The sequence below is a fragment of the Erwinia sp. TECH1 genome, from assembly GCF_054057575.1.
Window position 1 is genome coordinate 3113142 of record NZ_JBSRZK010000001.1, and the last position, 20925, is coordinate 3134066.

General features: G+C 50.1%; 16 protein-coding genes and 1 pseudogene. 2 read left to right on the forward strand and 15 right to left on the reverse strand.

Features of this window, described 5'->3' with window-relative positions:
• Window positions 1-3: 3 nt before the first annotated feature.
• From ACVWZ0_RS14710 to rfbC, 7 genes are all read right to left on the reverse strand, one after another.
• Window positions 4-2502 (reverse strand): glycosyltransferase, encoded by a 2499-nt coding sequence (locus tag ACVWZ0_RS14710; protein WP_253460107.1) that lies wholly within the window; start codon window positions 2500-2502, stop codon window positions 4-6.
• Complete coding sequence (locus ACVWZ0_RS14715; RefSeq protein ID WP_253460104.1) at window positions 2499-3635, reverse strand: GT99 family glycosyltransferase N-terminal domain-containing protein; 1137 nt, start codon at window positions 3633-3635, stop codon at window positions 2499-2501. Before ACVWZ0_RS14715 ends, ACVWZ0_RS14710 begins: the two co-directional genes overlap by 4 nt.
• Window positions 3632-4969: an ABC transporter ATP-binding protein gene (locus ACVWZ0_RS14720; RefSeq protein WP_253460101.1), complete on the reverse strand. Its 1338-nt coding sequence runs from the start codon at window positions 4967-4969 to the stop codon at window positions 3632-3634. Before ACVWZ0_RS14720 ends, ACVWZ0_RS14715 begins: the two co-directional genes overlap by 4 nt.
• On the reverse strand, window positions 4959-5792 hold the full coding sequence (locus ACVWZ0_RS14725) for an ABC transporter permease (RefSeq protein WP_253460098.1): 834 nt from the start codon (window positions 5790-5792) through the stop codon (window positions 4959-4961). Before ACVWZ0_RS14725 ends, ACVWZ0_RS14720 begins: the two co-directional genes overlap by 11 nt.
• Before the next feature lie 67 nt (window positions 5793-5859).
• Window positions 5860-6690: a glycosyltransferase gene (locus ACVWZ0_RS14730; protein ID WP_253460095.1), complete on the reverse strand. Its 831-nt coding sequence runs from the start codon at window positions 6688-6690 to the stop codon at window positions 5860-5862.
• An 82-nt stretch (window positions 6691-6772) separates the two neighbouring features.
• On the reverse strand, window positions 6773-7651 hold the full coding sequence (rfbD, locus tag ACVWZ0_RS14735) for a dTDP-4-dehydrorhamnose reductase (RefSeq protein ID WP_253460092.1): 879 nt from the start codon (window positions 7649-7651) through the stop codon (window positions 6773-6775).
• On the reverse strand, window positions 7648-8184 hold the full coding sequence (rfbC, locus tag ACVWZ0_RS14740) for a dTDP-4-dehydrorhamnose 3,5-epimerase (RefSeq protein ID WP_253460089.1): 537 nt from the start codon (window positions 8182-8184) through the stop codon (window positions 7648-7650). Before rfbC ends, rfbD begins: the two co-directional genes overlap by 4 nt.
• A gap of 479 nt (window positions 8185-8663) precedes the next feature.
• Between rfbC and rfbB the strand changes: the two genes are divergently transcribed.
• Entirely contained in the window at window positions 8664-9728 is a 1065-nt protein-coding gene (rfbB, locus tag ACVWZ0_RS14745) for a dTDP-glucose 4,6-dehydratase (protein ID WP_253460086.1), read from the forward strand.
• A 10-nt stretch (window positions 9729-9738) separates the two neighbouring features.
• Window positions 9739-10611, forward strand: coding sequence for a glucose-1-phosphate thymidylyltransferase RfbA (gene rfbA, locus ACVWZ0_RS14750; protein ID WP_253460083.1), 873 nt, complete (start codon window positions 9739-9741; stop codon window positions 10609-10611).
• Between the two features lie 63 nt (window positions 10612-10674).
• Here rfbA and galE read toward each other — a convergent pair.
• The 8 genes and pseudogenes from galE to ACVWZ0_RS14790 all read right to left on the reverse strand — a co-directional run bounded on the left by galE (window position 10675) and on the right by ACVWZ0_RS14790 (window position 20854).
• Window positions 10675-11690 (reverse strand): annotated as a pseudogene (gene galE, locus ACVWZ0_RS14755) (UDP-glucose 4-epimerase GalE).
• 47 nt (window positions 11691-11737) lie between these two features.
• Window positions 11738-12634 (reverse strand): UTP--glucose-1-phosphate uridylyltransferase GalF, encoded by an 897-nt coding sequence (galF, locus tag ACVWZ0_RS14760; RefSeq protein ID WP_125288123.1) that lies wholly within the window; start codon window positions 12632-12634, stop codon window positions 11738-11740.
• Window positions 12635-13059: 425 nt separating this feature from the next.
• Window positions 13060-14289 carry a glycosyltransferase gene (locus ACVWZ0_RS14765; protein ID WP_253460077.1) on the reverse strand — a complete coding sequence of 410 codons (1230 nt, stop codon included), beginning with the start codon at window positions 14287-14289 and terminating at the stop codon, window positions 13060-13062.
• Between the two features lie 293 nt (window positions 14290-14582).
• The gene (locus ACVWZ0_RS14770; protein WP_253460074.1) at window positions 14583-16799 is read right to left on the reverse strand and encodes a phage tailspike protein; all 2217 of its coding nucleotides are present in this window, start codon (window positions 16797-16799) and stop codon (window positions 14583-14585) included.
• A gap of 69 nt (window positions 16800-16868) precedes the next feature.
• Window positions 16869-17669 (reverse strand): glycosyltransferase family 2 protein, encoded by an 801-nt coding sequence (locus ACVWZ0_RS14775; RefSeq protein ID WP_253460071.1) that lies wholly within the window; start codon window positions 17667-17669, stop codon window positions 16869-16871.
• Between the two features lie 11 nt (window positions 17670-17680).
• Window positions 17681-18736 carry a glycosyltransferase family 4 protein gene (locus tag ACVWZ0_RS14780; protein ID WP_253460068.1) on the reverse strand — a complete coding sequence of 352 codons (1056 nt, stop codon included), beginning with the start codon at window positions 18734-18736 and terminating at the stop codon, window positions 17681-17683.
• 48 nt (window positions 18737-18784) lie between these two features.
• Window positions 18785-19915, reverse strand: a complete 1131-nt coding sequence (locus ACVWZ0_RS14785; protein WP_125288128.1) for an EpsG family protein — start codon at window positions 19913-19915, stop codon at window positions 18785-18787.
• A gap of 33 nt (window positions 19916-19948) precedes the next feature.
• Complete coding sequence (locus ACVWZ0_RS14790; protein WP_253460065.1) at window positions 19949-20854, reverse strand: glycosyltransferase family 2 protein; 906 nt, start codon at window positions 20852-20854, stop codon at window positions 19949-19951.
• Between the last annotated feature and the right edge of the window lie 71 nt (window positions 20855-20925).

Below are 20925 nucleotides of genomic sequence, written 5' to 3' on the forward strand. Positions count from 1 at the left end.
GCACTATTTAACAATCTCGTGAATAGCACGATTTGATAATCGCCGTTTCACATAACGCTGCAAACGATAAGGGATTAGCCGCGCAACAACTTTAACGCCAGGAAGCTGAATGAGCTTCCACAGTTTCGCCAGATAGACCTCTTTTTGCGAGAGCTGATCGCTAATTACCCTGGTAACCTCAACATGATTGATCAACGTTTTGTAATCGATAATGCCGAGTTTCCCTTTGCGCTGCCATTCAGGATTGAGGTATTCCGCCTGATAAAATCCTTTATTTAGCTTGATGCCTTTATCATCAAGTATATTGTGCTTATTTTCACCATTATTCAGCAGTGCCGGATCGGCCGCCAGCGAGAGGAAGAATTCCTTCAGCGCCGGGATCGCCATATCCCACTGGATGACTCTGCTATATTGACGCTCGTTAACCCGCTCCGGGAATGCGCCAATGTTAGGCACGATCACAGGCAAACTATTCTCCAGGGCGATGCTAAGCGTATAGCTATAGGTTTCTGGCCATTGAGCAGGATACCAGACCACGTCAGGCTTCACTTCCTCAATGATTTTTTCGATATCGGCATCTGAATAGCCGCCCAGCGTATTAATTGCACTGTGTAACGGACGGAAAGCATATCCCATCAGGGTAAATTTCACCGGATGTCCATTCAGGGCGACGGCGGTTTCTTCCAGAAGAACAGCGCCCTTCTCTTTGCTGATAGCACCAATAATGAGGACATTCAGATTGCGCGAAGGCTGCGGCGCTTTAACCGGCACATCAAGCTGTTTAACATGATGGTCGATATGCCACGCGCTGACCGCATTGTAATTTTTCGCATCGTATACGTTGGCATAGCGCGCCTGCGTATCAATTGATGGAAAAATCACGCGCTGTGCGCCCTGTAGCCAGACGGCGACATGCTTGCGGTAGTCTTCCAGCGGCATATACATTGGCACTGGATAGTGCTCAATGCAGAGCTGATCCATAGTGGTTAAATCATCGCCGCAGAAGCGTCCGTTTCGGTCGGTTAACGTGGGGTTGCCGTTAATTAAAAAGTAGTCATGTACCGTTATATCATAACTGCATTTCAGCTTTTCATGCAGCGCCAGGATCTCTTTGCTGAATCCCATAATATGGTGATAGTGAATATTACCTACACCTACGAAGGTCAGCAAATCTATTAATTTATCTGTGCCCTGATCCAGATCGAAAATAATCCGGTCTTTGTTGGCCGCACCTTCTGCCGTTAGCGCCAGTGCATAGGTATTCTCTTTTTCACCTGGCGACAGCAGTAAAAAATGCACTTTATTCTTGTAATGCGCAATAAGCTCATTTAGATGGGTAACTACGCCGCCGCCCATTTTATGGCTGACCAGCAGCACTTTAGGGACCGGCGTGGTAGCGATAATACGCGCCATCATCTGTTGACGAGCTTTTTTAGCCGGATCGGCAGCGATAAAGGACATAACGTCAGCAGTATAATTCGGGTGCAGTTCGGACAAAAGCTCCATAGCTTTGATCTTACGTGGGCTTTGCTCGCCAGCAAAACTGACGCCGCCTTTATGGTAGGCAAATACGTTCAGCTGATGATAATTCTTCCACCCCAGCTTATCCGCTCGCTGACACCAGTCATTTTCTTCACCATAGCCGCGACCAAAGGTTTCGACATCGAAATAGCCTACCTGATTTAAACAGTCACGACGAATATACATGCAGAAACCGATCCCTGTTGGGATCTCAACCAGGTTGTCCTGGGTGCCATAACTGGAGAAATGGTCGTCCAATGCCTTAACGTCCAGCCCGAGCAACAGTTCGTTATCTTCACAGAAGTTAGGGAAGCTGCAAATAGTGGCATTATTTGAAAACGGCGTAATGCTGCCTACGCGCTCTTTGCTATAAGCGGCATCTTTAATCCTTTCAAGCCAGTCGTTCGCTACTTCAACGTCGCTGTTGAGTAACAGCACGTCATTACGCAGGTGAAGCTGCATTCCGCGGTTGACTGTAGCCACAAAGCCCAGATTGGTTTCGTTTTCCAGCAGGATAAACTCATCATTGCTGCTACGCGCGCGTAACCACTCCGTCAGCTCCGGCTCCGGTGAGCAATCGTTAATAACGACCAGCTGCGCCCAGTCCGGAATTGAAGCCAACGTGGATTCAATACACTCTTGGGTTTCTTCCAGGCCAGCATAGACAGGGACAATGACGTCAACCGTTTTCGACAGATCAATTTCGTTGCGTGCCAGCGCTTTGCGGTGGCTAGCCTGCACCTCATCCAACTGGGTTATTAGAGCGGCTACCTGCTCTTTCAGCGTCTGATTTTCCGCTTCCAGCGTTGAATGGTCATTAGCTGAAGCAATATGGCCAGCCTGGGTTTCAACACGATTAGCTTCCAGCATGGCTATAGTATTCTGCAACGCAGCGATGCTGGAGGTTAATTCCTTTATCTTACGGTCCTTAACGCCGTTTTCGATATCGGATGCCAGTGATCCCTTATCGTTATCATTCATTTTGTATTTCCTGCACTTTCATAAAATTGAAGATGTTTTTTTATAATCGCTTTTTCATCGGGCTTAGCGAGCCTGAAACGTATATAGTCTAAATCAAAGATAAGGGAATAGGGTACCAGATAAGCAAACAGGTAAAACCCAAGGCGGTTAATACGTTCCTTTTCATCTTCTGCCTCTAAAATAAATCGAAAAGATGAATCGCCAAAAGCAGCAACCGGCACGCCCATTAACAACGCTTCAAGACCTACACTGGAATTGATAGTCACTATTTTTTTACAACGAGCAATAAAATCAATGCTGGTAGCTGATTTGTCTACATTAAAAAGTTCGTCATTTAATCTGAAAGCGCTGCCCGGATGGCTACGCACGATAAAATCGCTGTCGTAGTTTAAGCGTGCGTAATCGAGCAATACCTGATTATTGAAACCATTAGCATAAGCAATAAGATTAGAGTCATTTTCGACCTGTAGCACTATGCCTGATTTGTATTCTTTTGTCAGCGGGGGCAACGGCGAAGAGGCAAAAAAATCTCTTAAATCTTCAAGCGTCAGGTCTAACCGGCATTCTTTCGCCACGGCCGCATAGCGAGTCGCTGCTTCAGTGTTGCCATTGACGCCGCTAAAATCAAGGTAGCCCGTAGAGATGTATTCCGGGTGTCTTAACGGCCCTAACTCCATATTCATTACTGGTATATTCAACTTTTTACAAGCCAGGGATAAAGAAGGACAATTACACCAGTTTAGTACAACTTCGACCTTTCCGATTGACAAAATCGTATCATGGAAATCTTTTTCAAGCGTAGCATCTTCTGTAGTGAGGTAATCATAAAACGCACGCGTCGGATTACCGTTATGCTCGGCCAACTTTCGGACAAAAAAGTCGCTGTTAAAAGGGGTGAAGCTCATAGCGGCCAGTTCTGCCGGAGTAGGCAGCCGATAGCCCTGACGAGTTTGCGAATCGTCCAGCAATTCCCAGCGTTCATACTGACGCCAGATATCGATATCTCTACGATAAAGATCGTCAGTTAGAAAATGCAGTCGATCGCCATAGGTCGTCAATAGCTTATAAAATATCCATAAATAAGGGGCAGACTGCCCCCTGAATGGAAAAGAAGGGAAATAGGCGACAATCATTTGTCGGCACTCTCTTTAAAGGAAACCTTGACCGGGGCGTAAAGCACACCACCCTGCTCACGCGGCGCCCAATATTTTATTTTGTGCATCGGGCGACGCTGATCCAGCTCTTCACGCTGTCCATTATCCAAAGAAGCCAGCCCACAATGGATTAAATAATCACCCGCATTGAGAGGCAGAGTTACCTTGTAATCAATATAATATTTACCCGGTTTAAGATGAAAAGGTTGCCCGGCGGCAATATTATTATCGCCCCAAACGTCTCCCCCCTGCGCTCTGGACAAAGAAATACCCAGTACGGCTTCTTTAATTTCCTCCGCAACCAACAGGGTGAAGTTAAAAGTGAGCGCCTCACCGGCTTTCACCATTGGCTTCTCTTCCAGAGGCGTACCGTCAGACTTGATGACGGCCATTTTTTCTATAATAGCGCGAGCGCTACCGAAGCGTTTTTCATCGACTTCACGATGAATACCTGTCTGCTGAATCCGCTGTAGATCTGGGACACTGAAAGCCGTGGCAGCAAGAGTTTCGTTTTGAGGCTTAACATTTTCTACCGCTTCGGCTTGCGAAAGGATCATGCCTTTTTCATAGGCAAGCACGGCAGCCAGAACATCCGTGGTGTCAGCGACCAATTCGCCGTTTTTCATCACGATGCAGCGATCGGCATATTCCAGGATACTGCCAGTCGAATGCGTCACCATCAGGATAGTTGTGCCCTTTTTCTTTAAGGCTTCCATGCGTTTGAAGCATTTGTATTGGAATCCGATATCGCCTACCGCCAATGCTTCATCGACAATCAATATTTCTGGATCCACACAGGCCTGCACGGCAAAAGCAAGTCGCACGTACATGCCGCTGGAGTAAGTTTTTACAGGCTGATCGATAAAGTTGCCTATATCGGCAAAGCTTAAAATTTCGTCAAGCTTAGCGTCAGTTTCGCTTCTACTCATGCCTAATACGCTGGCGTTGAGGTAGACATTTTCGCGTCCGGTAAATTCCGGATTAAATCCTGCGCCCAGTTCCAGCAGAGCGGCGACGCGGCCGTTGATTTCTACGCTCCCCGCCGTAGGGGAAAGCGTCCCACAGATCATCTGTAACAGCGTCGATTTTCCTGCGCCGTTGCGGCCAATAATACCTACGGTTTCACCACGGTTAATGGTAAAAGAAACATTCCTCAAGGCCCAAAACTCTTTAAAATAATTTTGGGTACTTTTCCCTGCGAAGCGGCGCGCGTGCGGGAGGACGAATTGTTTCAGGCGATCCCTGGGACGATCGTAGATGTGATAGCACTTACTCAGTCCTTCAATGCGGACAGCAAATTCATTAGAGGACATCAGCGAATCCCTTTCTGGTTTTCTGGAAGAAAGCAAAGCCGAGCCAGGCAATAACAGAGGCACAGCCGGTATAGATTAATAATCCTTTCCAGTTTGGTATATGCCCCCAAATTAGAACTTCACGTGCTTGCTCAATGATAAAAGTGAGCGGATTAAGCATAATCCAGATACGGAACTTTTCAGGAATAGCCGTGATAGGAAAAAATACCGGAGAGAGAAACATCATGATGGTAGTAATGATCATGGTGGTTTGCCCTACATCACGAATATAAACACCTAGTGAAGAAAGGATCCAGGATAAGCCAAGACAAAAAATTATCAAAGGTATAAACACAGCGGGTAGAAAGACGCTTGTCCAGTGCAGATAGCCGTTAAAAGTAAAGAAAGCGAGCATCAGGACAAACAGGCTAATTACGCTATGAAAAATAGCGGAAAGCAGGCTGATAACGGATAACGTTTCAAGGGGGTAAACAACTTTTTTGACGTAATTGATATTTCCCAAAATAATTGTTGGGGCTTTGTTTACCACCTCAGCGAACAGACCATGCACAATCATGCCCACAAACAGTATCAGTGCAAATTGCGTTTTACTTTCATCACCGCCCACGGACCAGCGGGCTTTAAAGGCTACGGAAAAGACGAAGGTATAAACCGCGAGCATAAATAAAGGATTCAGAAAAGACCAGGCCAGCCCCATGCTGGAGCCTTTATAACGGCCGACAACTTCTCGCTTGGTCATTTGATAAATCAATTGCTTATGACGAAAAATTGAAGCCAGCATCGCCCTGACGGAAATACGCTGTTTTAAATGAGGGTTGCTCATTTCTCTCCCCTCTCTGAACCTGCCATAATAAATTTTTTGAACATATTATTAATACCTCAAACAGTATTTAGGTATCGGCCCTGGTGGGTACCGACTTCAAACACTCTTTATTTTTTGAACGTCTTAGCGGATCGAAAAACCAGCCCCATTTATTAAAATATTTTATCGATGATAAAATATGTTGCAATAAGAGGTATTTACTTTTATAAGATCCTTTCTTAAAAAGATGTGTAACAGTGACATCTGAATAGTAAATAATATCTGTATACTTTAGGGCTCGGCGGCAAAGATCAATATCTTCCATATACATAAAGTATCTGTCATCAAAACCTTCCAGTCTGGCAAGCAGATCGGATTCTAAAAACATAAAACAGCCAGATACTGAAGGTACAGTGAAAACTTTCGAAAAATCTGCATTTCGCAGCTCATATTTATTATCGAGATCCTTTGCCAATGCCGGGATAAACCGACGAACAAATAAATTTACTGGCGTAGGTAAAAGACGGCAGCTAAACTGTTTTGATCCGTCCGAATAAACAATTGAGGGCGAAACAAATTTATATTTGTTTTGCCTGGCCACGTGATATAAAGCGGAAACAGATCCTTCATGAAAGCGTATATCAGGATTGCAGATTAAAAAATACTCAGATTGCTTAAGGTATTTTTTTATTGCAATATTGTGTCCCGCGCCAAACCCACGGTTGCTTTCAGCCCGAATATAGTCAACTCGCGGATGATGCAACTTTGCAGCCCAGTCAGCACCGCCATTGTCCACCAGCACGATCTTTTCTACCGTTTCCTCGCTTAACAAAGAAGCCAGCGTTGGCTCGATGTCTGCCTGAGTATGACGATACAGAACGATTGAGGCGACTATTTGCATATATGGGTTATTATCCATCGTTAAACCTGTCTGAAATTAGCACCTGTCCCGTGTGCCGGTCCGTTGCTCTGATTTGCATGTTGCGCGAACGCCAGGTTTTTCAGGATAGGCTTGTCTTCAGCTTTTGCAATACGAGATCAATACGTGGCAGCCAGCTAACGGGCATAATGCCTGCTGCTGCAATCTTTTGCGTAGACATAACCGAATACTTTGGTCGTTTCGCTGGCGTAGGAAACTGGGTGGTCGGGATGGGCGTCAGCTCAGGCATTTTTTCCAGCAGTCCGGCGACACAGGCCTTCTGTAAAATGGCTTCTGCGAAGCCAAACCAGCTAGTTTCACCTACACCGCTATAGTGATAAATACCTGTAGGGCGCGGGGCGGCAAATATTATCTCCATCGCAGCACTGGCTATATCGCCTGCATAGGTAGGGCATCCACGCTGATCGTCAATAATGCTTAGTGCGGGGCGCTCTTTACCCAACCGCAGCATGGTTTTCAGAAAATTATTGCCATATTCGCTAAATACCCATGACGTCCTCAGTACTATTGCCTGCTCACAGGTCAGCGCCGCTTTCTCACCAGCCAGTTTGGTAGAACCATATATGCTTTGCGGATCGCAGGGATGATCCTCAGCCCAAGGCTTATCTGCTTCTCCATTAAAAACGTAATCGGTAGAAATATGGATAAGAAACGCATGATGGCGCTGAGCGGCAAGTGCAAGGTTTTCTACAGCCTGTACATTTACGTTCCAGGCACCTTCAGGATCGGATTCCGCGCGATCTACCGCAGTATAGGCAGCCGCATTAAAAATAACGTCTGGCTGAAATTGTCCGACAAGCCGTTCAACAGCGGCAGCGTCAGAGATATCCAGCTGCGAGCGATCGGTAGCCAGCAGCGTAACCTGCGGAAACTTCTCTTTAGCAAGATCCTGGAAGCAAGAACCAACCTGACCAGATGCACCGGTTAACAGCACTTTCATTTGAACAGCTCTCTGAACAATTTACCTTGCGCGTCTTTACCGGAAAGTAGTGGCTCAGCGACAGGCCACTCGATATTCAATTGAGGATCGTTCCACAGCAGACAGCCTTCGTGTTGCGGGTCATAATAGTCTGTACACTTGTATTCAAAATCAGCAAATTCTGAAATCACTACGAACCCGTGCGCCAGGCCGGGTGGAACCCAGAACTGGTTTTTATTTTCTTCGGAAAGATAAACGCCAGCCCACTGGCCAAACGTAGGCGAATCAGGACGAATGTCTACCGCCACATCGAAAACTTCACCACGTACGACCCGGACCAGCTTGCCCTGCGGCCTTGAAGTTTGAAAATGCAGCCCTCTCAAAACCCCCTGAGACGAACGGGAGTGATTGTCCTGCACAAAATCTAAATCTATGTCCAGCAACGCCTGGTAACGCTCTTTCTGGAATGTTTCGAGAAAAAAACCTCGCTCATCGCCAAAAACCTTTGGCTCGATGAGTTTTACACCCTGTACACGCGTCTCAGTAACTTTCATTTGTACACCGTTCGTCATCCGTTAATACATGCTTTTGGCGCTGATTCGTATTTTATGGATCATTCAACAAAATCAAAAGAGCCAGTTTTAAGGGGTTGATCTTAGCATTAACTCGATCGACGCTGAACCCTGTGTCAGTAATTCTTTTTTTTCTTACGAGTTTGTCTGTAAAGGAATTTCATATAAAGGTCATATAAGCTCTTGACTTAAAGAAATTTTCGCCATTGCACCCTTAAAATATTCTTGCGCCTGCTGCTCATTTACATCTCATCAGCCTTTATATCCTTATGAGCGGTTACAGGCAGGAATGATACTGGGAAAAACTGTAACTAAACGCGTGTTTTTTGCCCTTCGATGGTTGAGGCGATTGTGGTTACAGGTATAATTTGCTCTCTTAACCTGTGGTCAGGTTATCTCTCTGATCCTGCGGCTTAATATGCTGGATAACTTCGCGATAGCAAATGAGTGAGCTTTAATTCATGAAAATTCTTGTAACAGGCGGTGCAGGTTTTATCGGTTCAGCCGTCGTCAGGCATCTTATTAACGATATTCAGGCGACGGTACTGGTGGTGGATAGCCTGACCTATGCCGGCAATCTGGAATCTTTAGCTGCCGTTTCACAAAGTCCTCGCTATCACTTCATTCAGGCTGACATTTGCGATGCGGCCGCCATGAAAAGAACCTTCACAGAATTTCAACCGGATGCCGTTATGCATCTGGCGGCAGAAAGCCATGTTGACCGTTCTATCGATGGCCCGGCTGCTTTTATCGAAACCAATATTGTCGGCACCTATACGCTGTTAGAAGCGGCCCGAGCTTATTGGTCCTCGCTTTCCAGTGAGAAGAAATCTGCTTTCCGTTTCCATCATATCTCCACCGATGAGGTTTATGGCGACCTGCACGGTACGGACGATCTTTTCGTGGAAACTACGCCTTATGCACCAAGCAGTCCCTATTCCGCTTCTAAAGCTTCCAGCGATCACCTGGTGCGCGCGTGGCATCGTACCTACGGCCTGCCGGTAATTATTACCAACTGTTCAAATAATTATGGACCTTATCACTTTCCAGAAAAACTGATCCCTCTGGTGATCCTGAACGCGCTGGCCGGTAAGCCGCTGCCCGTTTACGGCGAAGGCCTGCAAATCCGCGACTGGCTCTATGTCGAAGACCATGCCCGAGCGCTGTATAAAGTCGTATCGGAAGGCGAAGTGGGCGAAACCTACAACATCGGCGGCCACAACGAACGGAAAAATATCGAGGTGGTGAAAACCATTTGCTCGATCCTGGATGAGCTGATTGCTGACAAACCAAACGGTGTGAGCCATTTTGCCGAGCTGATCACCCACGTTACCGATCGTCCTGGCCATGATATGCGCTACGCCATTGATGCCAGCAAAATCGCTCGCGAGCTGGGCTGGAAGCCTCAGGAAACGTTTGAAACCGGTATTCGTAAAACCGTTGAGTGGTATCTGAATAATAGCGAGTGGTGGCAGCGTGTGCAAAGCGGCGCCTATGCAGGCGAACGTCTGGGTTTAAATAAATAAAAGGTATTTTATGAAAGGCATCGTTTTAGCCGGAGGCTCCGGAACGCGTCTGTACCCTATTACCCGCGGCATATCAAAACAGCTGCTGCCCATCTACGATAAGCCGATGATCTATCATCCGCTTTCCGTACTGATGCTGTCAGGGATCAGAGAAATTTTGATTATCACCACGCCGGACGATCTGTCTTCGTTTCAGCGTTTGTTGGGCGACGGCAGTCAGTTTGGCATTCAGCTGGAATATGCCGTCCAGCCTTCTCCTGATGGCCTGGCGCAGGCCTTTATTATCGGTGAGGAATTTATTGCCGGCGATCCCTGCGCGCTGGTGCTGGGCGACAACATCTTCTTTGGTCAGAGCTTTGGCAAGAAGCTGGAAACCGCCGCGCAGCTAAAAACCGGTGCCACCGTATTCGGTTATCAGGTAATGGACCCGGAACGTTTTGGCGTAGTTGAGTTCGATGAAAACTTCCGTGCGCTTTCTATTGAAGAAAAACCATTGAAGCCGAAATCGCACTGGGCCGTAACCGGCCTCTATTTCTACGACAACAGCGTAGTAGAAATGGCTAAACAGGTGAAGCCTTCCCATCGTGGCGAGCTGGAAATTACCACGCTGAACGAAATGTATATGGAAAAAGGTCAGTTGAATGTTGAACTGCTGGGGCGTGGTTTCGCCTGGCTGGATACGGGCACGCACGACAGCCTGATTGAGGCATCGCAGTTTATCCATACTATCGAAAAACGTCAGGGAATGAAGGTTGCCTGCCTGGAGGAAATCGCCTGGCGTAAAGGCTGGTTGAATTATGACGAAGTGGCCGCACAGGCAAAACTGCTGTCCAAAACCTCTTATGGCCAGTATCTGCAAAATCTGATCGACGAAAAGATTTAAAAAAGCACAGCGGAAGCTGTGCTCGACGTTTTACCTGAAGCACAGCTTCCGCTGTGCTTTTTTTTACTTATAACCGTTAGGGTTATTGCTCTGCCAGTTCCAGGTGTCGCGCATCATCTCGTCGATGCCGCGTGAAACGCGCCAGTCCAGCTCTTTGTCCGCCAGCGAGGCGTCGGCCCAGAACGCTGCCAGATCGCCATCGCGACGAGGCGAGACCTGGTAAGGCACCGGACGACCGGAAGCCTTCTCGAACGCCTTCACCATTTCCAGTACGGAATAGCCTTCGCCCGCGCCCAGGTTATAGGCTTTATAACCGCTGATAGCCGACAGATGATCCAGCGCTTTCAGGTGGCCTTCTGCCAGATCCATTACGTGAATATAGTCACGTACGCCGGTGCCATCTTTAGTCGGATAGTCGTCGCCAAAGATACCCAGCTTTTCAAGACGGCCAATCGCAACCTGCGCAATATAAGGCAGCAGGTTGTTAGGGATACCGTTTGGATCCTCGCCAATCTGGCCGGATTCATGCGCGCCTACCGGGTTAAAGTAGCGCAGCGCAATGGCTTTCAGCTCCGGATTGGCTTTGGCATAGTCACGCAGGATCAGCTCAACCATCAGCTTAGAGGTGCCGTAAGGGCTGGTCGTGCCGCCGATTGGCGTAGTTTCAACGTAGGGTACCGGCGCATCCGCGCCGTAAACGGTGGCGGAAGAGCTGAAAATAAACTGATTCACGCGCCGGCCGCGCGCATCTCTTCCAGCAGCACCAGCGTGCCGGTCACGTTATTCTGATAGTATTCCAGCGGCATACGGGTAGATTCCCCAACCGCCTTCAGACCAGCAAAGTGAATAACCGCAGTGATATTATGCTGAGCGAAAAGGTCGCGCAGGCAGGCGCGATCCAGGATATCACCTTCGCAAAAAACGGCCTTTTTACCGGTCAGCTTTTCTACCCGAACGATAGATTCGCGGGAAGCGTTGCTCAGGTTATCCAGAACCACCACGTCATCGCCGCGTTCCAGAAGCGTCAGTACCGTGTGCGAACCGATGTAGCCCGCTCCGCCCGTTACCAAAATAGCCATATTGACTCCTTTATGGCCGCGCTGGCGCGACCTTAAATAATGGGAAATTACTTAGCGAGGATCTTTTTGATTTCTTCGCGGAACTCGCGGCCCTGCGCGTTATTTCTCAGTCCCCAGGAGACAAAAGCTTTCATGTAGCCTAATTTACGGCCGCAGTCGAAGCTGGTACCGGTCAGCTGCTGCGCGTCAACACGCTGCTTTTTCGCCAGGCTGGCGATAGCGTCGGTCAGCTGGTAGCGGCCCCAGGCGCCCGGCTCCAGATTTTCCAGCTCGGCCCAGATATCGGCGGACAGCACGTAGCGGCCTACCGCAGCCAGATCGGATTGCAGCGTCTGCGGCTGATCCGGCTTCTCCACGAACTCCAGGATCTGGCTGGTCTGACCCGGGTTATCCATGACTTCTTTCGTTTTAATTACGGAGTATTCGGAAAGGTCGGCTTCAGGCATATGGTGCGCCAGCACCTGGCTGTGGCCGGTTTCTTCGAAACGCGCAACCATCGCGGCCAGGTTATAGCGCAGCGGATCGGCAGTAGAGTCGTCCAGCAGCACGTCCGGCAGGACGACCACGAAAGCTTCGTCGTGCAGCATAGGACGAGCGCACAGAATAGAGTTAGCCAGGCCCAGCGGCTGTGGCTGACGCACGTTCATGATGGTCACGCCTGGCGGACAGATTGACTGCACTTCGCTCAGCAGCGAACGCTTCACGCGCGCTTCCAGCAGGGCTTCCAGCTCATAAGAGGTATCGAAATGGTTTTCAACCGCATTCTTGGACGCGTGGGTGACCAGAACAATTTCCTTGATGCCTGCCGCTACGCACTCGTCGATGATGTACTGGATCATCGGCTTGTCGACAACGGGCAGCATCTCTTTAGGAATGGCTTTTGTAGCAGGGAGCATGTGCATACCCAGACCCGCAACGGGGATAACTGCTTTAAGCTTGGTCATATTTTTTCCATATAAATGAAGTAAAAAACGTTCAGCAATTATGCATTAAAGTGATATTCAGCAAGTATAATCTTAATCTGAAAATTTAGCTGCGGCTGGCCCATATAAGGACCGGCATTTTAATGCTTAGCCCATGAATTTTCATAAATGCACGCGGCAAACGGCCCTTGAGCTGCGAGCCTGCAAACGCAGGCGGCGCGGCTTTGCCAGACTTTGCCGTGAACCTCGTTCAGTTTCGATAACTTATCGGGCTTAAATAAAAAAAGGCCATTGCCACAGCAATCGCCTTTACCTGTCTTAGCTTAGCGCTGAATTAATTGTCGGGTATTCGATAAGTCCGCACAAAAATATAATTACGCTGCACTCAGCGGCAAATTTACTCTGCCGCTTTAATAAAGATTATCTGAAATTAATAGTACGATTTATTAACGCTTAGCCAGCTTTTCCAGCGTTTCCGCCAGTTCCTGATAGGCAATATGCTGGTTAAACTCCGTTTCCACTTTTTGGCGAGCGGCGGCGACCACGGGCGCGACGTCCACATCGCCTTTGGACAGCCGGAACAGGATATCGCTCAGCGCCTGCGCATCGCTTTCCGGGGCCAGCCAGCCGGAAACGTTGTTTTCAATCAGCTCCGGAATGCCGCTGTGATCGCTGGAAACCACCGGTAGCCCTACGGCCATCGCTTCCATCAGCGCAACGGGAATGCCTTCCATATCACCATCGGCGGCGGTCAGCGAAGGCAGCAGGAAGATGTCGGCTTCGTCCAGGTAACGCTTAATCTCTTCCTGAGGCTTAAAGCCGACCATCTGCACGCAGTCTTCCAGATGAGCCTGACGAATAGTGTCGCGCATCTGCTCTTCCATATCGCCGTTGCCGATAATGGTGTACTGGAAATTAGCGCCTTTCTCTTTCAGATATTTGCAGGCTTCCACCGCCACGCCCAGGCCTTTTTTCTCGGTCAGACGCGCCACGGTAAGGATACGTAACGGCTGATGCAGCGCTTCACGCGCTTTCATATTGAATTTTTCAGGTTCAATACCCATCCGCGTGACCTGGATTTTCTCCGGCGGGCAGCCCATGGCAATCAGCTTTCTTTCCCACAGATGGCTGATAGGCAGCAGCAGCTCGGTATCGCGGAAAAGGATGGGATAATCTTTACGGTGCTCGTTGAGGATAAAGCGACGGGAAATATCCGCGCCGTGAAAAACCGTTGCCTGCTTGCCGCGCAGCACTTTCAGCTCACGCAGCTTGTTGGCCAGCGCGCCCGCGTAGCCGAAATGCACCAGAAACACATCTGAAGTAATAGGTTTCTTAGCCCAGGCGACGATAGCCGGCAGCAGCAGCTTCATGGACTGATCGCCATAGCGACCCACGTTCATGGCCTTAATAACCCCAGGCTTGAAGAGCTTCGGCAGGATCATTTTCAGGCGCTGCTTTAGCTTTTCCGCGTTGTTTTTTTGCTCTTCCGGCAACAGATAATGAATACGTTCCGCCAGATTGTAGCGATCGAAAGCCGCATGCCGGTTAACGTGATCGCCCGGAAATACCGAAATGATCTCTACGTCATATCCACTGTCAATGAAGTGGGTTACCTGGTTGAGCACAAAGGTTTCTGACGCTACCGGAAAACGCATGGTGAAAAAAGTTAGTTTCATCGATTTACCCTAAAATACTGACGACGTCTTCGGTAGTAAGTCCCGGGAACGCGCTCCTGCGCAGACTGGCGGATCGCCCGGGGCGAAAGACATAATATTCGCAGCGTCGTATCCACCAAGAGGCGGTTTTAGCAACAGGGCAGGAACGTCTCGCCCTGCCCCGAACAGCTTGATCAATTTTATCTAATACTAGCAGCTAACCTGTGCAGCCAGGCAAGCGTAATTATCCTAAAAATCAACCGGCTAGCCTGCTTTTTTACGATTAAAAGCAGGCTGACCGCCGAAAACAGCCGTTAACCCTGATTTTTTAGCGCATACCAGGGCACCGCAACCTGCTGGCCGTTGATCACCATGGAAACAAAACCGCCGGGTTTGGTGGTATCGACCTCGGCCGCATCCAACTGCCGCGACTGCACCAGCAGATCGCCCTGCTCGTTGGCGCCTATCCCTGCTTTGCCATTGTGCAGCGAGAAGCGACGCACGGCCTGACGCGCGCCCTGCGGCGGATTTTTGAAGTCCATCTCCGCATCGAAGCGGGCGCACTGGCCGGTCAGGAAGCGATCGCGCGCCGTGGTTTTCATCATCACGCCGGACGAGCCGACCCAGCCTGCCAGCTTCACAAAGACCTGCGTATCGGCATCGTGCGTAGTGGTATACATCACGTCGACAATCGGGCTGCTGCCCTCGATGTGCCAGCTTCCTTCAAAACCGTGAACCTTACGTTGCAAGGTGATAACGGCTTTACCGCCGGTGTTGCGATCGTTCAACAGATTATGCAGCGGCTCCGACGTGGTGCCATTGCTGAACTGCGACTGCCCGAGGATCTCAATTTCCCAGCTGTCGCCCACATCCGGCGTATGGATGTTGCCCAACAGATACCATTTTTCCTGGTTGCTGTTGTTCTGAATACGAAAGCGTGAAGTCAGATAGTTGTACTTCATGCTGCCGTCGGCGGCGATGCCGTAAGACTCTACGCGAGTAGAACCGCGTTCGTAAGGGCCAAGCCACTCATCGCCCTGCAGCGAGTTATCAATCCAGCTTTTCGCCTGCAGGTTGATTTGCCGCATATTCAGCCGCGAGTGGTGGGCAATCAGCGGGTTCGGGCAGGTTTCAATGCTTAACGCATCCACGATCCACTGACCGTTAGAGAGATCGCCCGGAAACTCGGTGTGCTCAATCCAGCCGTTGTGAATAATCGACTGCGTACAGCGCGGCAGGTTCAGCGCCATGCCTTTAGAGCAGTGCTGCACGTTGAAGTTCGACAGTTCGATAGCGGTGCTGTGGTCCCAGTTGCCTTTTTTGGTATAGGACCAGGTCGCTTTGATCACATCGCCGGTACAGTTATTGGCATACCACTGGTCGATTTTACAATCCAGCGTATCAACCAGGCTCAGCGACGTGCCGCCAACGCCAATAAAGCGCAGACAGGAACCGCGGAAGTACTGCCCCGCCGGACACGAGTTGTGATAAAATCCCTGCGTGTTCGGCAGTTCTTTATTGCGGCCTTCAAAGCTCAGGTTGCTGATCTCTACCCAACGCGCGTTCACCTTAAAGGCAAAGTCCGATTTGCCATCGGAGACAATCGTGGTCGAGGGGAAATAGCCGAAGTTGATAGGCGCGCCCGATACGCGGAAGTAGCTGACGTAGTTAGCGGAGATATCAAACGAGGAGACGAAAAAGCGCCCGGCCGGGAACTGCACGGACAACATTCTGTTGTTATCCTGCGCCCAGTGGAACATTGCCTGAATGGCGGGCAGCGAGTCGGTGCGGCCGTCGGCCACCGCGCCAAAGTCAAAGATGGTCAGCGCGTTCAGATCGTCAGAGATGCGACGCCAGTGGTAATCCTGACCGGACGAGGCGATATAGCCACCGTCATCCTGTGCTTTGCTCAGCTCGCCGACAAAGGCGCCGCCGCCCGTTTCCGTTCCGGCGTGCCAGCCCTTAAGCCGCACTTTTGCGCCGTTGAACAGCGGTCGGGTCTGGCGTAATTCATCGTAAGAGCCGATTTCGCCAATCAGCTGGTAGCCGGAAGGCTGCGCCAGACGGCGGCTGAATTCGGAAGCGCCGCTGTTTTTCACATCCGGCACGTAGAACAGCTGCTCGTCGCGATCGTTATAGAGCGCCATCGAATATTCGCTGTTTGACCACAGCGCGCCTTTGGCTGCCACAAAACGTTTTAAAGTATCGCTGTTCAACGACACGGGCTGCGACAGCAGCGAAACTTCGCCGTTGGCGCTTTTAACAAAAACGTCGATCGGATGCTGAGCGGGATCGGTGCCCGCCTTGCCGATATAGAGCTTGCCGTTAAAGTCATGCCAGAATTCGGCGGGCATGGTGAAGACGTCGTCAGGTGAAAAAATCGGCACGTCATTTTTGGGAATGGCATCGGCCGGCACTTTCTTCAGCTTCAGACCCGCTTCTTCACTGCGGGCGGCTGCGGGTAGCGAACTCAGTGCTGCGGTTGCCACGATAGAGGAAAATGCTGTTCGGATTAATTCTCTGCGCTTCATACAAAATTCCGTTAATCAGGTAAGTGTCGATGCTGTTTCATCCAGAGGTATAGTCCGGTGCAGGCTTTTTTATCCTTTGCGATCCCGCTCGTACAGGAACTTCATTACGCTTACCGGCATCACCCGCGTTGAGGTGCGGATCAAAAAATAGAGCGTGCCGTTCACGAAGTTAGTCTGGCGCAGGCGATTCTTTAACGACCACAGCTGCACCTCGCTTTTGATATAGGTCATGCCGCGGCGCTTGCTGACCATCTCGCTGCCCGAGCGCACACGCATCAGCACATCGTGCAGGTTGGCGACGTCATAGCCCTGCGAGAGCATACGCAGCCACAAATTGTAATCTTCCATAAACAGGTGGTGCTGGTAGCTGCCCGCCGCCAATACCTTATCCTTACGGAACACCACGCACATATGGTTGAACGGGTTTTTCATGCGGGCGAAATGGCGGATCTCTGCGTTGTTCAGCGGCAGACGCTTCAGACGCTCGTTGCCGAATTCATCAAATTCAATTACCGCCGCGCCCAGCAGCGCCATATCAGGATGCGCTTCCATATAGGGGATCTGTTTTTCAAAGCGTTCCGGCAGGCAGATGTCGTCGGTGTCCATGCGCGCGACGATATTATGCGAGCAGCGCTCCAGACCCGCGTTAAGCGCCTTGCCCAGACCGACGTTTTTTTCCAGCGGCACGATGACAAGCGGCAGCTTGTCCATCCAGTTGTTGACCGCCGCTTTCAGATCGTCGCCCAGCGGGCCGTCGTAGACCAGCACGATCTCGTCAGCTGGCAGCGTCTGCTCGTACAGGCTCTGCATGCACTGCTCAACATTTTCCGGTTTCTCTCTGTGATAGAGAGACATAAGAACTGAAAACATAACATCACCCGTTAATTCAGAAGTTCATTCCACTTTTGTAAGATCAGCGTCGGCCCGTAGTTTTCGGCGTTGCGCCAGGCCGCGTGGGCAAAGGTTTTGCGCTTTTGCTCGTCGGCGATCAGCATGTTCAGCTGCGCCACAAAGGCGTCGTCGTTGTCGTAATCGATAACGAACCCGTCGTCTTTGATAATTTCCGCCGGGCCGGTTTTGCAGTCGAAGGCGACGGCGGGCAGCGCAAAGTTTTTCGCCTCGATCAGCACCATCGGCAGGCCTTCATAACGGGAGGTCATGATGATGATGCCGGCGGCGCGGTAGTAATCGTTGATCTTTTTGCTGGGCGTAATGATTTCCGTGCTCGCTTCCATGCCGTAGCTTTTAATTTTCGCCAGCAGCGCGGGTTTGTCTTCGCCGTCGCCGACGATTTGCAGCGTCCAGCCCTGCTTATCCACGCGTTGCCAGACGTCGAGCATCCGGTCGAAATTTTTCTGGTAAGTGAGACGGCCCACCGCCAACACCCGATCCTGCTTGCCGGCGAAAACGTCATCAAAGCTGCTGGCGCTGCTTTCAGCATGGAAAGGCGAGATGTTTCTCATCACGTGCACGTTTTTCACGCCGTAATTTTTTTCCAGATAGCTTTTATCGTGATCGGTAAGCACGGCGATTTTGTCCGCCAGGCCGTAGCAGAACACTTTCAGGCGACGGATCGGCGTTTTAAAGGTTTCAATCGAGACGTGATCGCAGCAGATGATTTTTGACTTCACGCCGAACAGCTTCATGGCCAGCAGCGCCTGCACGGAAAGCTTGCCCATGGAGATAATCATAATGCCGTCAAAGGGCTGCGATTTCGCAAAGCGGATAAACTCGCGGATCTTAAGCAGGCGCGCGGTCGCTTCGGGATAGCGAATTTTCACTTTCGCATCGGTCGGATAGTAAGGATCGCCTTTGTTCAACGAATAGAGCGTGACGTCGTAATCATTATTGCTGAGCAGGCTGGATAAGGTGCTGGCAACGCGATCCGTACCGCCGCTGTTGGAAATGCCGTCAATAAGGATCAGCAATTTGTACATATTCAATCATCCTGTTGAAATTGAGCAAAAAGCGCGGCTCAGGGCCGCCTAGCCGCTGAACATACGGAACAGCGGCGCTACGCTATAGCCGGTAATCGACTGCGCGGAAAGTATCGTGTTATAGGCGAGGTAGTAAGAACAGATCCCCGCTAACAAGGCGACGTTTACCAGCAGATTGCGTATTCGCAGCAGCAAGAAAGAGAAAAGTATCGGTTCGGCGTGAAGGAACAGGTTGCCCACCCTGCCGCCAAAGATACTGAAGTCGGAGAATGTAATACGCACGCCCGCGCCCACCGCATACGAGACCAGCAGGATATAAACCAGACGATCGCCTTTCTGGATGCCGTTACGGAAGTAGTAAAGGGTAAAGGCGGCAATAAAGAAGATGTTTTTCAGGTTGGCCAGGCCAAACACCGGCGAGGCGGTATCGAAGTCGGTGCCGCTATAGCCCGCCGCTCGTTCGCCCAGGCCAGGCACGATGCCCAACGAGTCGAGAAAGAGCTTTTTCCCGCCGATAATTCCCAGCGGAATACAGGCGAAGACGATAATCAGCGGCAGATACTTGCGCTCGCGCAGGAAGAAGAACGGCACCGCCAGCAGGATGGTATAACCCGTGGCGTGCGACTGCGTACTGAGCACCAGGAATACCAGCGCCAACACGTTTCTCTTCGTCGCCAGCGAGCAGATAAAGGCGATAGCAAAGGCGCTGGATAAGCCAAAGCGGATCTGGTTCATGTCTTTGTTGATAAACAGGTGAGTTGAATATAAACAAAGCGAACAGAGGATCAGCGGAGAATACTTTTTGTAGCAGTAAGCGTTAGTCGAAACCGCAATAAAGCAGATAAAAAAGAGAAAATAGTAGCTCTGGCTGGTGACCAGTGAAAACAGCCAGGCCAGCAGCATAAAGAGTTTTTCATAGCGATAGGTGTCGGTGATCGCGTCATAGGTGTTGACGTGAAGCTGTGCCGAAAAATCCGCGAAAAAGTCCAGGTACTGGCTGTCATCCATGCCGGAGTGCAGACCGCGCGAGCCGCCGAAACAGATCAGCGCCATCGTGCAGATAAACGCCAGCCACATGATGACGCGTTTGATCCTGGGGTCGTTAAGCTGGTTGATTGCTGCCAACTCAAAAATACAGCACGCCAGAATGCTGTAACTGATTATCCAATATATGGCCATTGTTGTTCCGCCGTCTTATTATTTTAATCAGGGCTATTTTTTTGCAATACGTTCTGAGAACTTCTGTTTTAAACGGCCGAGAAAATAATCGCGATTGCCTTTGTTGGTTAAAAAGAAATATTGCGCGAAGCTCAGGCTGGCGTGCAGCACCTTGCCATCCATTTTATAGCGGATCGGCAGCTTATACGCTTTATAGGTATAAACATCCCGCTTGCTCAGATACGGGCTCATGCTTTTCAGCCAGAAGGTGGAGTACTTTACGGACTCGCCTTTATGACTGGAGTTGAATTTGCTCACCATATGGTAGTTAGCCAGCGGTTTTGCAATCATCACGAATTCAAAATCGTTTTTATCCGCGCGGATGCAGAAGTCGTAGTCCTGATGACGGATAAACCGCTCATCAAACTTAATTTCCGCCGCGTGCTCGCGCTTCAGCACAATAGTACTGGTCTGGATAAAGCCGTAGCAGCCAAACAGATATTCGGCGATGCTTTCATTGTGCGCAGGCAAATTGATCGGCATCACCTTTAAAAAGGCGCCGTCCTGCATAATGTTCACCTGGCTGTAGATCACAAAGCGGTCTTTGCCTCTGGCAGTCAGCTCCTGGATTTTTTTGACGTTTTCCAGCAGCTTGTCTTCATGCCATTCATCGTCGGCGTCCAGGAAGCAGACATAGTCGCCCGTCGCCAGGTCAATGCCCCGGTTGCGCGCGCCCGCGCCGTTGAGTTTGACCTCTGACAGCACCAGATTAATTTTCAGGTCGCTGTAGCGATCGCTGTTAACGACCTCGGCCAGCTTTGCCGCATCGGCCGACTTGTCGTCGACGATAATCACTTCAAAATGCTTATAGCTTTGCGCTTTAACGCAGTCCAGCGTGGTGACGATCGATTCGGAGGCGTTATAGGCAGGGATAACGATCGAGAAGAAAATATCCTTCATCACAAGGCACCTTTTAAACGTTATACATAAAACAGCCGGAAACAGGCCTGATTCCAGAGGCGAAAGGATCC

Bases quoted from the DNA above. Each gene is read 5' to 3' on its own strand.
- ACVWZ0_RS14710 (WP_253460107.1), bottom strand. From the start codon at position 2,502: ATGAATGATAACGATAAGGGATCACTGGCATCCGATATCGAAAACGGC.
- ACVWZ0_RS14715 (WP_253460104.1), bottom strand. From the start codon at position 3,635: ATGATTGTCGCCTATTTCCCTTCTTTTCCATTCAGGGGGCAGTCTGCC.
- ACVWZ0_RS14720 (WP_253460101.1), bottom strand. From the start codon at position 4,969: ATGTCCTCTAATGAATTTGCTGTCCGCATTGAAGGACTGAGTAAGTGC.
- ACVWZ0_RS14725 (WP_253460098.1), bottom strand. From the start codon at position 5,792: ATGAGCAACCCTCATTTAAAACAGCGTATTTCCGTCAGGGCGATGCTG.
- ACVWZ0_RS14730 (WP_253460095.1), bottom strand. From the start codon at position 6,690: ATGGATAATAACCCATATATGCAAATAGTCGCCTCAATCGTTCTGTAT.
- rfbD (WP_253460092.1), bottom strand. From the start codon at position 7,651: ATGAAAGTGCTGTTAACCGGTGCATCTGGTCAGGTTGGTTCTTGCTTC.
- rfbC (WP_253460089.1), bottom strand. From the start codon at position 8,184: ATGAAAGTTACTGAGACGCGTGTACAGGGTGTAAAACTCATCGAGCCA.
- rfbB (WP_253460086.1), top strand. From the start codon at position 8,664: ATGAAAATTCTTGTAACAGGCGGTGCAGGTTTTATCGGTTCAGCCGTC.
- rfbA (WP_253460083.1), top strand. From the start codon at position 9,739: ATGAAAGGCATCGTTTTAGCCGGAGGCTCCGGAACGCGTCTGTACCCT.
- galF (WP_125288123.1), bottom strand. From the start codon at position 12,634: ATGACCAAGCTTAAAGCAGTTATCCCCGTTGCGGGTCTGGGTATGCAC.
- ACVWZ0_RS14765 (WP_253460077.1), bottom strand. From the start codon at position 14,289: ATGAAACTAACTTTTTTCACCATGCGTTTTCCGGTAGCGTCAGAAACC.
- ACVWZ0_RS14770 (WP_253460074.1), bottom strand. From the start codon at position 16,799: ATGAAGCGCAGAGAATTAATCCGAACAGCATTTTCCTCTATCGTGGCA.
- ACVWZ0_RS14775 (WP_253460071.1), bottom strand. From the start codon at position 17,669: ATGTTTTCAGTTCTTATGTCTCTCTATCACAGAGAGAAACCGGAAAAT.
- ACVWZ0_RS14780 (WP_253460068.1), bottom strand. From the start codon at position 18,736: ATGTACAAATTGCTGATCCTTATTGACGGCATTTCCAACAGCGGCGGT.
- ACVWZ0_RS14785 (WP_125288128.1), bottom strand. From the start codon at position 19,915: ATGGCCATATATTGGATAATCAGTTACAGCATTCTGGCGTGCTGTATT.
- ACVWZ0_RS14790 (WP_253460065.1), bottom strand. From the start codon at position 20,854: ATGAAGGATATTTTCTTCTCGATCGTTATCCCTGCCTATAACGCCTCC.